General features: G+C 37.3%; 12 protein-coding genes and 1 other RNA gene. 6 read left to right on the forward strand and 7 right to left on the reverse strand.

All coding sequences use genetic code 11. From position 1 onward, the window contains the following. Window positions 1–38 precede the first annotated feature (38 nt). The 3 genes from AC3RVG_RS02430 to AC3RVG_RS02440 all read right to left on the reverse strand — a co-directional run bounded on the left by AC3RVG_RS02430 (window position 39) and on the right by AC3RVG_RS02440 (window position 4,398). Window positions 39–1,796 (reverse strand): SLC13 family permease, encoded by a 1,758-nt coding sequence (locus AC3RVG_RS02430; protein WP_489689840.1) that lies wholly within the window; start codon window positions 1,794–1,796, stop codon window positions 39–41. An 81-nt stretch (window positions 1,797–1,877) separates the two neighbouring features. After that, window positions 1,878–2,459 (reverse strand): MiaE family protein, encoded by a 582-nt coding sequence (locus tag AC3RVG_RS02435; RefSeq protein WP_489689841.1) that lies wholly within the window; start codon window positions 2,457–2,459, stop codon window positions 1,878–1,880. A 97-nt stretch (window positions 2,460–2,556) separates the two neighbouring features. Next, window positions 2,557–4,398 (reverse strand): DNA polymerase III subunit gamma/tau, encoded by a 1,842-nt coding sequence (locus tag AC3RVG_RS02440; protein WP_489689842.1) that lies wholly within the window; start codon window positions 4,396–4,398, stop codon window positions 2,557–2,559. Window positions 4,399–4,545: 147 nt separating this feature from the next. On the opposite strand from AC3RVG_RS02440, the gene rnpB reads away from it, so the two are divergent. Further along, window positions 4,546–4,890, forward strand: an RNA gene (gene rnpB, locus AC3RVG_RS02445) — RNase P RNA component class A. Between the two features lie 11 nt (window positions 4,891–4,901). Here the strand turns inward: rnpB and AC3RVG_RS02450 are convergent. The 4 genes from AC3RVG_RS02450 to AC3RVG_RS02465 are packed head-to-tail and all read right to left on the reverse strand — an operon-like array spanning window position 4,902 to window position 7,292. Further along, window positions 4,902–5,285 carry a hypothetical protein gene (locus AC3RVG_RS02450; RefSeq protein ID WP_489689843.1) on the reverse strand — a complete coding sequence of 128 codons (384 nt, stop codon included), beginning with the start codon at window positions 5,283–5,285 and terminating at the stop codon, window positions 4,902–4,904. A gap of 3 nt (window positions 5,286–5,288) precedes the next feature. Then, the gene (locus AC3RVG_RS02455) at window positions 5,289–5,831 is read right to left on the reverse strand and encodes an RsmD family RNA methyltransferase (RefSeq protein ID WP_489689844.1); all 543 of its coding nucleotides are present in this window, start codon (window positions 5,829–5,831) and stop codon (window positions 5,289–5,291) included. Next, the gene (locus tag AC3RVG_RS02460; RefSeq protein WP_489689845.1) at window positions 5,831–6,649 is read right to left on the reverse strand and encodes a DUF3822 family protein; all 819 of its coding nucleotides are present in this window, start codon (window positions 6,647–6,649) and stop codon (window positions 5,831–5,833) included. The genes AC3RVG_RS02455 and AC3RVG_RS02460 overlap by 1 nt, the downstream gene beginning before the upstream one ends. After that, a complete protein-coding gene (locus tag AC3RVG_RS02465; RefSeq protein WP_489689846.1) occupies window positions 6,630–7,292 on the reverse strand; it encodes a hypothetical protein in 663 nt (220 codons plus the stop codon). Before AC3RVG_RS02465 ends, AC3RVG_RS02460 begins: the two co-directional genes overlap by 20 nt. Window positions 7,293–7,420: 128 nt before the next feature. Between AC3RVG_RS02465 and AC3RVG_RS02470 the strand changes: the two genes are divergently transcribed. The 5 genes from AC3RVG_RS02470 (at window position 7,421) to AC3RVG_RS02490 (ending at window position 13,041) form a co-directional block, all read left to right on the forward strand. After that, the gene (locus AC3RVG_RS02470) at window positions 7,421–8,842 is read left to right on the forward strand and encodes an ATP-dependent DNA helicase (RefSeq protein WP_489690125.1); all 1,422 of its coding nucleotides are present in this window, start codon (window positions 7,421–7,423) and stop codon (window positions 8,840–8,842) included. A 26-nt stretch (window positions 8,843–8,868) separates the two neighbouring features. After that, the gene (locus AC3RVG_RS02475) at window positions 8,869–9,447 is read left to right on the forward strand and encodes a DUF4126 domain-containing protein (RefSeq protein ID WP_489689847.1); all 579 of its coding nucleotides are present in this window, start codon (window positions 8,869–8,871) and stop codon (window positions 9,445–9,447) included. 51 nt (window positions 9,448–9,498) lie between these two features. Beyond that, window positions 9,499–11,313, forward strand: a complete 1,815-nt coding sequence (gene kdsB / locus AC3RVG_RS02480; protein ID WP_489690126.1) for a 3-deoxy-manno-octulosonate cytidylyltransferase — start codon at window positions 9,499–9,501, stop codon at window positions 11,311–11,313. 16 nt (window positions 11,314–11,329) lie between these two features. Further along, window positions 11,330–11,866 carry a 1-acyl-sn-glycerol-3-phosphate acyltransferase gene (locus tag AC3RVG_RS02485; protein ID WP_489689848.1) on the forward strand — a complete coding sequence of 179 codons (537 nt, stop codon included), beginning with the start codon at window positions 11,330–11,332 and terminating at the stop codon, window positions 11,864–11,866. Window positions 11,867–12,012: 146 nt separating this feature from the next. Next, window positions 12,013–13,041, forward strand: a complete 1,029-nt coding sequence (locus AC3RVG_RS02490; RefSeq protein WP_489689849.1) for a hypothetical protein — start codon at window positions 12,013–12,015, stop codon at window positions 13,039–13,041. Window positions 13,042–13,065: the final 24 nt, after the last annotated feature.

Here is a 13,065-nt window from a genome sequence, read left to right on the forward strand (position 1 = left end):
TTTCGAAAACCTAAAAGAAATTGTTGTTCTAAATGAAATTAATTTAAAGGCCAAAAGATAGGAACGAAAATCATTAGCAAAATAAATAAAATTAAAGTTAAGGGCAGACCGACTTTTAAGAAATCTGCGAACTTATATTTTCCAGGGCCAAATACTAAAATGCACGAAGGTTCAAAAGGTGCGATTAGCGAAACGGATGCTCCCAACATTATTGCAATGGCGAAGGTTCGCGGATCTGAGTTCATCATTACAGCGGTATCTATTGCAACTGGTAGCACCACCAAAGCCGCCGCGGCATTGCTCATGGGTTGGGTAAGAAGTATTACTAATATTACGAAACCACCCATTACATAAAACGGTCCAAGATGGCCCAATAGATTTAGAATGTTTTCCGCTAAATATTGTGATGCGCCCGAATTTTCCATGGCCGTTCCAAAAGCCGTCATTCCGCCAATAAGTATTAAAAGTTTCCAATTTATTACCTGGTATACCCTATCAATATTTAAGGCGCCCGAAAGTACCGTGAGTAAAGCTGCAGCCATAAACGTAATAGATAGCGGCGCCCACTCCAAGGTGCCAGCAAGTATTGCAACCAAAAAAATTGCAGCCGCAAAAATGCCTTTCTTTTCCTTGAACATATTTACACGGAAATCGCCAATTATGGAAAAATCGTTGGAGCTTCTATTATTGTCAATATCTTCTTGCGTGCCTTGAACCAATAGCGTATCCCCAATTTTTAAATGAAGTCCGCCTATTTTTTGCGATACAGTATCGCCAAAACGTTGAATTGCCAACACAACCAAATCATAATTTTGACGAAAACGCGCTTCCTTCAACGACCGATTGATAAGTCGGGAGCCGGGAGTAATTAGTAATTCAGCGAGGATTATTTTTTCGTTTTCAATTACTTTATCGCCTATGGTATCTGCCAAAACATCTAATTCGGGGGTTTCCTTTATTTTAATAAGATTTTCCACGCTGCATTCTACAATTAGAATGTCATCAGCATGTATTCGCGTAAAACGGTGGGGAATAAAATCTTCTTTATTCCGAATAACTTTCAGAATGCGTACTTCCTGTTTTGCCAAATCTGAAAAGAAAACAGGTTGCCCCACTAACTTCGATTTTTCCGAAACAACGATTTCAGATAAATATTGGGCAATTTCATATCGCTCGTTGTAACCTACTTCCTTGTGGTCAGGCAACAATTTTTGATAAAAAAGTAATATGAAAATTATTCCAGTGGCGAGAAAAATGAGGCCGATTCCTGATATTTCAAAAAAGCTGAGTGGTTCCATTCCAGCTTGAGCTATATAACCACTTACCGCAATATTGGTTGAAGTACCAATTAACGTGCAAGTTCCGCCAAGGATAGAGGCGAAGGCAACTGGAATTAAAACTTTTGACGGACTTATTTTCAGTTTTCTGCACATCCCAATTACTGGGCCGGTAACTAAAGCGGTGACGCTGGTATTGTTCATAAACGCAGACAACGAGCCAGTTATAAACATAGTGTAACCCACAAATAAGGTTTTACTTTTCACCACTTTTATTAATTGCGAGCCAACTTTGTCCAGCAATCCCGTTTCTGCCAAGGCACCCGAAATAATGAATATGGAAGCTAAAATAATTATGAAATCGCTACTGAAACCTTCAAAGGCTTCTTTGGGTGAAATAATTCCAGAAAAGGCAAGCACCAAAATTAAACCAATGGTAACAACATCAACCGAAAATTTTTCGGTGGCGAAGAGAACAATGGCTACTACCAGCAATCCGATTACAATGGCTATTTCCATATTGAAAATTTTGAAAGGCCATTAAAGATATGTAAAAGTAGTAGATGAAATGTGGGTGTCCAAAAATATTTATTCGGCTAATTATCCGTGTATTGAATGGTGTTTGCTTAGGTCTTTCATCACTTCAGCTTCAAAGGAAAGAAGGTCGTTCCATTTTTGATCTACTTCTTTTCTGTCGCCGTATTGGCGGGCAAACCCAAGAAACATAGTATAATGATTTGCTTCGCTTACCATTAGTTTTCGGTAAAATTCTGCAAGTTCTTTATCTTCCAATTCTTCACTCAATAACCTGAAACGCTCGCAGCTGCGGGCTTCAATTAATGCTGCGTAAAGCAATCTATGAACAAGTTGTGTGGTTCTACTACCACCTTTTGGGAAGAATTGAATAATCTGCATAACATACTCATCTTTTCGGTCGCGGCCTAAAACCCAGCCGTTATCGATGATTCTGTCGTGCACCATTTTAAAATGACTTATTTCCTCTTTTACCAAAGCTATCATTTCCTGAATAAGATCTGTGTATTCTGGAAAGCTTACTATAAGCGAAACCGCAGTAGAAGCGGCTTTTTGCTCACACCAAGCGTGATCTGTAAGAATATCTTCTATGTTTTTTTCAACAATATTTACCCAGCGTGGGTCTGTGGGAAGTTTTAAGCCTAGCATTTTGATTTAGAATTTAGGATTTACGATTGCCGATTTTTGACTTTTTTGAAATTTGTTTTTTATTTGGAATTTTGTACTTGAAATTTGGATTTTTAATTTAAATATCCAAATCAAATTCCTTCCGCAATTTTTCAATCATGGGATTCATCTCTTTCATTTTATCAAATTTTTCGCGGGTAGTGTAAGCGTATTTTTTTTCCGAGGTTTCATTTACGATTATGTCCAGATCTATATTGTAATTCTGAAGTTTTTCGCGCAAATAACCAAGCAATTCGTACTTAGCACGTTCTACTTCGGTTTTTATAGTTTGGTTCGGAAATTCAAGGTGAATAATTGCACCATCTAATCTTGGAACGCCCATCGTTAAATGCGAAAGCAGGTTGAATTTACCGTCGCTTTCAACATCGGCGGTGTAATCCGTCCAAGCAGCTAGCATGGCTTCTTCAGTAAATTCGTTCACTGGAAGGTTTTCAGCGTCGGGTTGATTATCAGCCATTTCCTGCTTTATCTCTTGCTTTTTCTGAATGCTTTTTATGGAAAGGGCGGAAACTTTTTTGGCGTTTCGTTCCGCAAGAATTTGCGGACGCTCAATTACTTTTTGGGGTTCTCGGTTGTCTGTTTTCGGTTGTGTGTTATCAGCGCTAAGTTCTTCCGAAGGTTCGCTCACATTATTTATAACTTTGGCATTCTGGTTACTGAGCGAATTCGAAGTATCGTTTTCAGTTTCTTCACCGTTACTGGGAGGAGCCGAAGTATCAGTTTGGCTCGGTTTAGGCACAGTACTGCCTGCAGAAGTTATTTTTTCTGAAGCAATATTTTCACTCTTAAAATAGGAGGGCGGTATTACGAAACGTTCGCCGTTATTGGAGTTTTTTTTTTCTCCCTGAAAAGTCAGAGAAGCAAGCTGCATTAAGCAAAGTTCGACCAGAAGCCGTTGGTTTTGGCTGTTTTTATATTTTAGATCGCAAGTATTTGCAATGTCTATTCCTTCAATTAAAAACGGCACATTGGTTTTCTGTGACTGTTCAAAATACATTGTTTTTACCTGCTCGCCAACTTCCAGTAAATTGATTGTTTCTTGGTTTTTACAAACCATTAAATCGCGGAAGTGGGAGGCAAGACCCATTATAAAATGATGCCCATCAAAACCTTTTGAAAGTATGTCGTTATAAGTAACTAATACCTGTGGAATGTTATTTTCTAACAACATATCTGTAATCTGAAAATACCAAGTGTAATCAAGTACATTCAGGTTTTCTGTAACTGCTTCGCGGGTAAGATTTTTTCCGGCGAAACTTACAACTCTATCAAAAATTGAAAGTGCATCGCGCAACGCACCATCTGCCTTTTGTGCAATAATGTGTAGTGCGTCGTCTTCGGCTTCAATATTTTCAGCCTTTGCAACTTCGGCTAAATGATCTTTTATATCACGAACACCAATTCGTCTAAAATCGAAAATCTGGCAACGAGAAAGTATAGTAGGAATTATTTTGTGTTTTTCGGTGGTTGCCAAGATAAAAATGGCGTGTTTGGGTGGTTCTTCCAAAGTTTTAAGAAATGCGTTGAAAGCCGCTGAGGACAACATATGCACCTCATCAATAATGTACACCTTGTATTTTCCAACTTGTGGCGGGATTCGAACTTGATCAATCAAATTTCGAATATCGTCTACCGAGTTATTTGATGCCGCATCTAATTCAAAAATGTTGAAAGCAAAATCTTCATCGTCTTTTTCGGTGCCATCTTGATTTATTTTTTTCGCTAAAATACGTGCGCAAGTTGTTTTGCCAACCCCTCGAGGTCCTGTAAAAAGTAAAGCTTGTGCGAGGTGGTTATTTTCTATGGCGTTTTCCAAAGTATTGGTAATGGCCTGTTGCCCAACAACATCTTTAAAAACGGCGGGGCGGTACTTTCTGGCAGATACAATGAAGTGTTCCATATTTTTAGTAGTCAGTATTAATTGATCAATAGTTAGTGACCGAATGATGTAATATTGACGTGGAAGCAAATATAAAGATGTACATCGGTTTTTAAAAAAATAGGCGTTCGTATTTTACCATATTTATTAACATTGGAGTACTTTTGCGCAGCAGGCCGCCTTATCGTCGAAATCCACGCTTTGGTGTGGATTTGGGAGGAAAGTCCGGACACCATAGGGAAGCATAGCGGCTAACGGCCGTCGGTCCCGAACTAGCTTCGGGATTAGGACAAGTGCAGCAGAAAGTATGTACAGGTAATGCTGTAGTGAAACCAGGTAAACTCTATGCGGTGAAATGTCACGTAAACCTGTGCCCCGAGTAATCGGGAAAGGGTTCCCGCCCGAGCAGGAGGGTAGACAGATTGAACGTGCGGGTAACTGTACGTCTAGATAAATGATAAGGTGCCGAACTTGTTTCGGTAACAGAACCCGGCTTATAGGCCTGCATTTTTTTTTAAATTCCTTTAAGCTTCTGCCAGTTGTTGGACCATCCACATTTTTGCATCTTCTAATGATGTAAATGTTTTGAAGGGGGATTTGATGAAAAACTTTTCGAAATTGGCAATTTGCAAAGAAGCATCACTTTTATATACAATAGCGATTGCCGTTAAATTAGGAAAGTTAGCATTATAAGCTTCTGTTGATAGGTTTCGGGAATAATCGTGTATGCGGTTTGAGATATAACCAAACATTTTTGAATTATAGAACTCCGAAGTTAGCTCATGAATTTCCATTACGTTTTGATCAATTAATGTAATTCCCTCTTTAAAGGTTGTAACTATAAAATCTTCGTAAAATTCAATTGTAACGAAATCGAGTTCAATTGTTTTTATTATTTGGTTTGCCATATTTTAAAGGTAGCCAAAAAAACTGAATACATTTCCCCCGTATTTACGGGCTTCCTTAAAGTTTTCAAGATGGGAAAGATTATTCATTTTTGAATGCTCAATTACTAACATGCCTTCCTCTTCTTCCAACATTTGTTTTTCAATGATAGTATTTACGATACTTTCTAATTTTGAAACATCAAAATCGTATGGTGGATCTGCGAAGATTACATCAAATTTACCTGAAGCTTTTTCAAGATATTTAAAAACATCAGATTTTATGGTGTTGATTGGAAATGAAAATTCTTCTGAAACCTTATTAATATATTGAACGCAGCCGTGATGTGCATCAACAGAGGTGATGTTAGTAACACCGCGCGATGCAAACTCGAAGCTAATATTTCCTGTACCAGAAAATAGATCTAAAACTGTAATTTCATCAAAAAAATAACGAACACGCAGAATATTAAAAAGTGCTTCTTTTGCAAAATCGGTAGTTGGTCGAACGGGCAGGTTTTTAGGTGCGGTTAGTCTTCTTCCTTTATATGTACCTGAAATTATTCGCATTAAAGAGCATTTTTTAAAATGAAATGATTGTGTGGTTGATCGTCGGCCAAACTTCTTTTGTTGTAAATATTTGAATCTAAAAATTCAAGATTGCGAATATAAGTATAAGCAATTTTGAAGTTTTCGTCGTTTTTTTCAATTTCGCCAAAAAGTATTACTGGAAGATTCTCTGGATTTAAATTAAGCTGCTCCATGCAGTAAAGCGTGTAATAGATGAAGTCTTCGGGAGTTTTATAACTATAGCTGTTGCAAAGTTGCAGTTCGCCATTTTTAAGAACAATACAATCGAAATTGTTTTTCTGAAAATGTAAAAACATTTTTGGTAGCGAATATTTTTCCTTTTCAAGAATTGTATTCAGCATAACAGTAATAGAATGGTAGTAATTAAATGAGCCGTACTTTTCGAAGAAAAAATTATTGATGTTCATAAAAGGAACATAAACCACGACGATGTCTTGGTTTTCAATAACATCTTGCGCCATATAATCGTTCGCCAATATTTTAGAGTTGAACTTTAAATATTCACTAGCCTTTGTTTCATCAAAGAGTGGGGCAGGTACTAAACTGTAAATAGGTGTAGCGTAAACAACGGAAACTTCAGCAAAAGTTGCGTTTAGCGCATCATTTTTAAACATAATGGATTCAATCTCCATTAGTAATTCCTCTGGCGTAGTGCTATGTTCCAGATTTTTCTCAATAAATAAAACGGGATCTACGCTTTCAGGATTTGATATCAAAAAAGAAAGCCCGTTCAAAGAAACTTGAACGGACAGTCTATTTTGTAAAGAATTAGATATGTTAATTGTTTTTTGCTGCATCGTAAATTTTAGGCCAGTTTCCGGTAGTATTAACCTCTTCCAAAGAGCCTACTTTTATATCCGGTCCGTTAACACCATCTACGGATTGTACCTGAACTTCCTGAGCCAAAAGATCTTTATCTAAATCTGCGAGTATAACTCTTTTTGAAACTTTCGATTCAAATACAGAATAGGTAGCATCGTTTTTCTCAATTTTTCCAACTTTCAACTCAAACTTAGCGTCAACTCCTTTAACAGGAACATTCATCATAGTTTTGTATCTGTCTGTGCCACCGTAAAGTGAATCTTTAACAAGTGTAAAGCCAAGTGTATCAATTAAGGATCTTTCTATGAAGTAACCTTCATCTATACCAAAAGCCTTGTTTTTTGCCACATCAGCATAACTAGTGTCGCGTCTTTGTGTTCTCGCGAATTTAGCAGTATCTAGGAATCTAACCAAACTGTCCCAGTCTCCGGTGAATTTTCCTGTAATTTCTTTGTGTGCAAGCTCTGCTGCTTGGATATCTTTCAAACTTTCAATTACTTTGGCGTAGCGCGCTTCTTTAACTTTGTTGAATTCTACCGGGCCCATAATAGAGCTCCATACTTGCCAGGCTAAAAACCCGATGGCAATCCAAAGAACAATCTGAATTCCTAATTTCATTATAGATATTGTTTAAGTGTTGATTTTAGTAAAAGGTCTATCGCAAATCTACAATTTTTTTTTGTTCGTAAAAGTATATTGCGAAAAAATCATACCTATCTTTAAACCCTTATTGACAGGAGCAAATGATGAATGTATCAGAATTTTACAGTTTTTTAAAAAATGATTTCCCACATAACACCACCGTAAAGCAGGATATTGCGCTTCAACTTTTAGCAAAATTCGTGCTAAGTCCGAGCAAAAATGAAACGTTTTTATTGAAAGGATACGCAGGAACCGGAAAAACCACAATTGTAGGTTCTTTGGTGAAAAATTTATCTAAAGTTAAAAAACGCTCCGTGCTTTTGGCACCCACGGGAAGAGCCGCAAAGGTAATTAGCAACTATTCTAACCAGAACGCTTTTACCATTCATAAAAAAATCTATTTTCCGAAGAGCGAAAAAGGCGCTGTTTCCTTCTCATTACAGCAAAACAAACACCGCGACACTATTTTTATAGTAGATGAAGCCTCGATGATTCCAGATATAAACCAAGATTCAAAATTGTTTGAAAATGGTTCATTGTTAGACGATTTGATGCAATACGTTTATAGTGGCAACAATTGTAAACTGCTATTAATTGGAGATTCTGCTCAGTTGCCACCCGTACATTTAGATATTAGTCCGGCTTTGGATGCTGCTTTGCTTGAAAATCAATACAATCGCGAAGTTATAAAGTTGGAACTCGATGAAGTGGTACGGCAGCAGAAGGATAGCGGTATTTTAGAAAATGCCACGAGAATCAGGGAATGTTTAGATAATGAACTTTATGAAGCCTTTAAATTTTCTGGAACCGATTTTCCAGATATTATTCGCCCAGTAGATGGTCAAGAAATTATGGACGCCATTAACGATAGCTATTCCGCACTAGGTAAGGAAGACACAGTAATTATTGTGCGTTCAAACAAAAGAGCAAACCTTTATAATCAGAGTATTCGCGAACGTATTCTTTTCCAGGAATCGGAACTTTCAGCGGGCGATTATTTAATGGTAGTGAAGAATAATTATTTTTGGGTAGATAATACGAGTGAAGCCGGATTTATTGCAAATGGCGATATAGTGGAGGTTTTGGAAATCTTCGCTTTTAAGGAGCTTTACGGTTTTCGTTTTGCGGAAGTGAAAATACGAATGGTAGATTATCCAGATATGAAGCCTTTGGAAACAGTGCTGCTTTTAGACACGCTAACTTCAGAAACTCCCTCACTTACTTATGACGATTCAAACAAATTGTACCAAGAAGTGATGAAGGATTACGCATCTGAAAAATCTAAGTATAAAAAGTTTTTAGCTGTTAAGAACAATAAATATTTTAACGCTCTTCAAGTGAAATTTAGTTACGCAATAACGTGTCATAAATCGCAAGGAGGGCAGTGGAACACAGTGTTTGTGGAGCAGCCATATTTACCCAATGGAGTAGATAAAGAATATCTGCGTTGGCTTTACACAGCAATAACTCGCGCCCGCGAAAAACTGTATTTAATAGGTTTTAAGGATGAATTTTTTGTTGAATAAATTTATAGTCTAATACCAACTAAGATATGGAAACTTTCAATATTATACTAAGTATTTTTCTCGGTGTCGGACTTGCCGCAGCAGTTGGTTTCCGAATTTTTTTACCCTTGCTAATTATGAGTTTGGCTGGTTATTACGATGTAATTCCATTAAACGAAAGCTGGCAATGGATTGGGAGCATTACTGCTGTAATTACGATGGGAGTGGCCACAATAGTTGAAATCTTCGGATATTATATTCCGTGGTTTGATAATTTGCTGGACACTATTGCATTGCCATTAGCAACAATGGCAGGAACCGCAATAATGGTAGCAACGGTAACAGACTTAGACCCTGTAGCAACGTGGACTTTAGCAATAATCGCGGGCGGAGGAACTGCAGCAGCAATAAAAGGAAATACCTCGGCAGCCAGACTTGCTTCAAGCACCACTACTGGTGGCATTGCAAATCCAATTTTAACAACGGTAGAAACTGGTACTTCAATAGTAATGGCTGTAGCTTCCATCTTTGTGCCTATAATCGCTTTTGTATTAGTACTGTTTCTTTTTTTCATAATATTTAGATTTTATAAAAAGCTTCGTAAAAAAAGCACACCAAGAATATAATCTTCTTATTTTTGAATTCATTTTAAAAACTTCGACTTGAAAATAATAGCAATGATTCCCGCGCGTTACGGTGCGTCGCGTTTTCCCGGAAAATTGATGCAGGATTTAGCAGGTAAGCCTGTAATAGTTAGAACTTACGAAGCTGCAAAAGCCACTAATCTTTTTGATGAAGTTTACGTTGTAACAGATAGCGACGTGATTTTTCAGGAAATAGAAGCGCATGGCGGAAAAGCCATAATGAGCCTAAAAGAACACGATTGCGGTAGCGATCGGATTGCCGAAGCAGTTGAAAATATGGACGTAGACATTGTTGTTAACGTTCAGGGAGATGAACCATTTACAAGTCGAGAAGGGCTGGAAGAGGTACTGGCAGTATTTAATGAGCCAGACGCAGATAAAATTGATTTAGCCTCGCTAATGACCGAAATCCACGACTGGAAAGAAATAAGCGATCCCAATTGTGTAAAGGTTATTGTGGACAAAGATAATTATGCATTGTATTTTTCACGTTCACCTATTCCGTATCCACGCGATAAAAATGTGGCGCTGCAATATTACAAGCACAAAGGAATCTATGCTTTCCGTAAACAAGCCATAATGGATTTTTACCGTTTGCCAATGCGTTCTTTGGAAGCTGTAGAAAAAATTGAATGTATTCGTTATTTAGAATACGGAAAAAATATAAAGATGGCGGTTTCAAACACTACGGGTGTTGAAATAGATACCCCAGAAGATCTTGCGCGTGCAAATAAGATGCTTAAAGATAAAGAGAAGCAAACAGTTAATAATAAATTTAGAAACTTCCCAATGGTGCCTAAAGTGGTTTTTGGAGAAGGATGTTTTGACCAACTCAACACAATCATTTCTTCTCAAAAGCAGGAAAAAGCGCCATTTATATATTTAGTAGATGACGTTTTTAAGGAAAACACTGAATTCTTAGATAGAATTAATCTTCGCTTTAACGACAAGTTAATTTTCATTTCAGCTGAAGAAGAGCCTAAAACCTGCCAAGTAGATGAATTAGTAAAAAGTATAAAAGCTGAATTCACTTATATACCATCGGGTATAATAGGTATTGGTGGCGGAACCGTAATGGATATGGCAAAAGCTGTTTCCATTTTGCTAATAAATAAAGGGAGCGCAGCAGATTATCAAGGCTGGGATTTAGTGAAACAAAAAGCAGTATTTCACGTAGGGATACCAACTATTTCCGGAACTGGAGCCGAAGTTTCCAGAACTACGGTTTTAACTGGTCCTATTCGCAAACTGGGCATAAATAGTGATTTCACACCTTTTGATCAAGTTTTACTCGATCCCGAACTTACCAAGGGTGTTCCAAAAAATCAATGGTTTTACACGGGGATGGATTGTTTTATTCATTGTGTGGAATCTTTAAATGGAACATTTTTGAATGCGTTCAGTCAGAGTTATGGCGAAAAAGCATACGATCTTTGTATGGAGATATTTCTTGGCGATACCCTTACCGAAGAAGAGTCGCGCGCCAAATTAATGATGGCTTCGTGGCACGGCGGAATGAGCATTGCATACTCGCAAGTTGGCGTAGCACACGCTATGAGTTATGGTTTGGGTTATGTATTGGGAACCAAGCACGGGATTGGTAATTGTATTGTTTTTGAATATTTAGAAGAATTTTATCCGAAAGATGTTAAGTTATTCAGGCAAATGGTAGCCAAGCATGGGGTTGAAATTCCGCAGGGCATCTGTAAAAATTTAACTGAAGAACAAATGCAAACAATGATTACTGTTGCTTTGGGAATGGTTCCACTTTGGGAAAATGCCCTCGGAAGCGATTGGGAAAGCATTATTACCCCAGCAAAATTAAGGGAAATGTACTTAAAGATGTAGTAACCCTAAAACTGTTATGGGCTTAACAAAATTTATTTTCGAAAAATTAATGGGGTGGAAAATTGAAGGTGCATTTGATCCTTCAGTTAAAAAAGCAGTTATAATTGTGGTTCCGCACACAAGTTGGCACGATTTCTATCTCGGATTATTTACCCGGAGAATTACTAAAATTCAAATTAATTATATTGCCAAAAAAGAACTTTTTATCTGGCCTATCGGTTGGTACTTTCGTTGGACGGGAGGCGTTAAAATAGATAGAACACCCGGACAAAATAAAGTAGAAGCTATTGCTGAAATTTTTAAAAAAAACGACGAATTTCGACTGGCACTCTCGCCCGAAGGCACAAGAAAAAAGGTAGCCATTTGGAAAACGGGATACTACTATATGGCCATAGCCGCCAATGTGCCAATAATTTGTGTTGCATTTAATTATCAAACAAAAAGAATAATTATAGACAAACCATTTTATCCTACGGGCAACATAGATGAAGACACACCCAAACTGCGCTCATTCTTCGAAGGAGTTGTTGGGAAGAATAAGCACTATTCATAGTTCTATTTTGTTAAAAAACCACTAGCGCTATCTCTTGTAAATAGTTGATAATCAAATAGCTGATGTTAAAAATTAGTTAAGCATTGCTAAAATTGTTTCAATTTTAAAATCTTAGGCTTAAATATGTATAAAAAACTAAATTAATTATGAAAAAATTAAAACTAATAATTCCTGTGCTAGCTCTTGGACTAGCGGTAATGTCCTGTTCAGATTCTGACGATCCAGGAAGTGGTGAACCATTGCCAAATACTGTATTTGCAAATGTTTATGCCACTAGCAATTTAAACAATGCTATACTTGCTTATGATTTTACGGCAAATGGTCTTCAGTTAAGATCATTTACGACATCTTCAGTAGACAATGAAGGTATTTTTTACAACAAGGATACAGACGAGCTTTTTGTGAATTCAAGATCACAATCTGTTATAAACTCGTATAATAATATTGACGAGACTGCTACTGGTAGCCCTTTAAACCTTTTTCTCTCAAGTGATACAGTACTAGAAAGTCCACGAGATATTGCGGTGAAAGATAATTTCTACATAGTTTCAGATAATGAAGATGTTGATGGTAATCCAGATATTGCAGATGGAAGATTTTTCATCTTTACTCGCGATAATTCAGGTTATACGCTTCGGAATATAGTAACTGTTGATTATGCAGTTTGGGGAATACAGCTTATTGGTAACGACCTTTACACAGTCGTTGATAAAACAGGTGATGTAGCTGTTTTGAAAAACTTCATTACTACTTATACAACCAATGTAACAGCAACTCCGAATAAGCAAATTACTATTGAAGGAATTACCCGTACCCACGGAATAACTGAAGATGGAGGTTTTGTTATACTAACAGATATTGGTGATGCATCAAACGAAAGCGATGGTGGTTTTCAATTCATTAACAACTTCGTTTCAAAATTTGATGCGACACCAAATGGTGGTACAATGGCATTCGCTGGTAATCAAGTGAGAGTTTCTGGTTCGTTAACTGGTCTTGGTAACCCAGTTGCAGTAGAATATGAGAGTGCAGATAATTCAGTGTTTATTGCAGAGCGCGCTAATGATGGTGGTAAAATTTTATTTTTCTACAACGTTGGAGCAGGCGGTAATTTGACGCCAGATTTAAGCTCTCCATTTCCTGGAGCGTCGTCACTATGTTATATTGACAGATAAAAAGTACAGTTTCAATAAAAAAAG

This window comes from Aequorivita sp. IT1282, assembly GCF_058068205.1.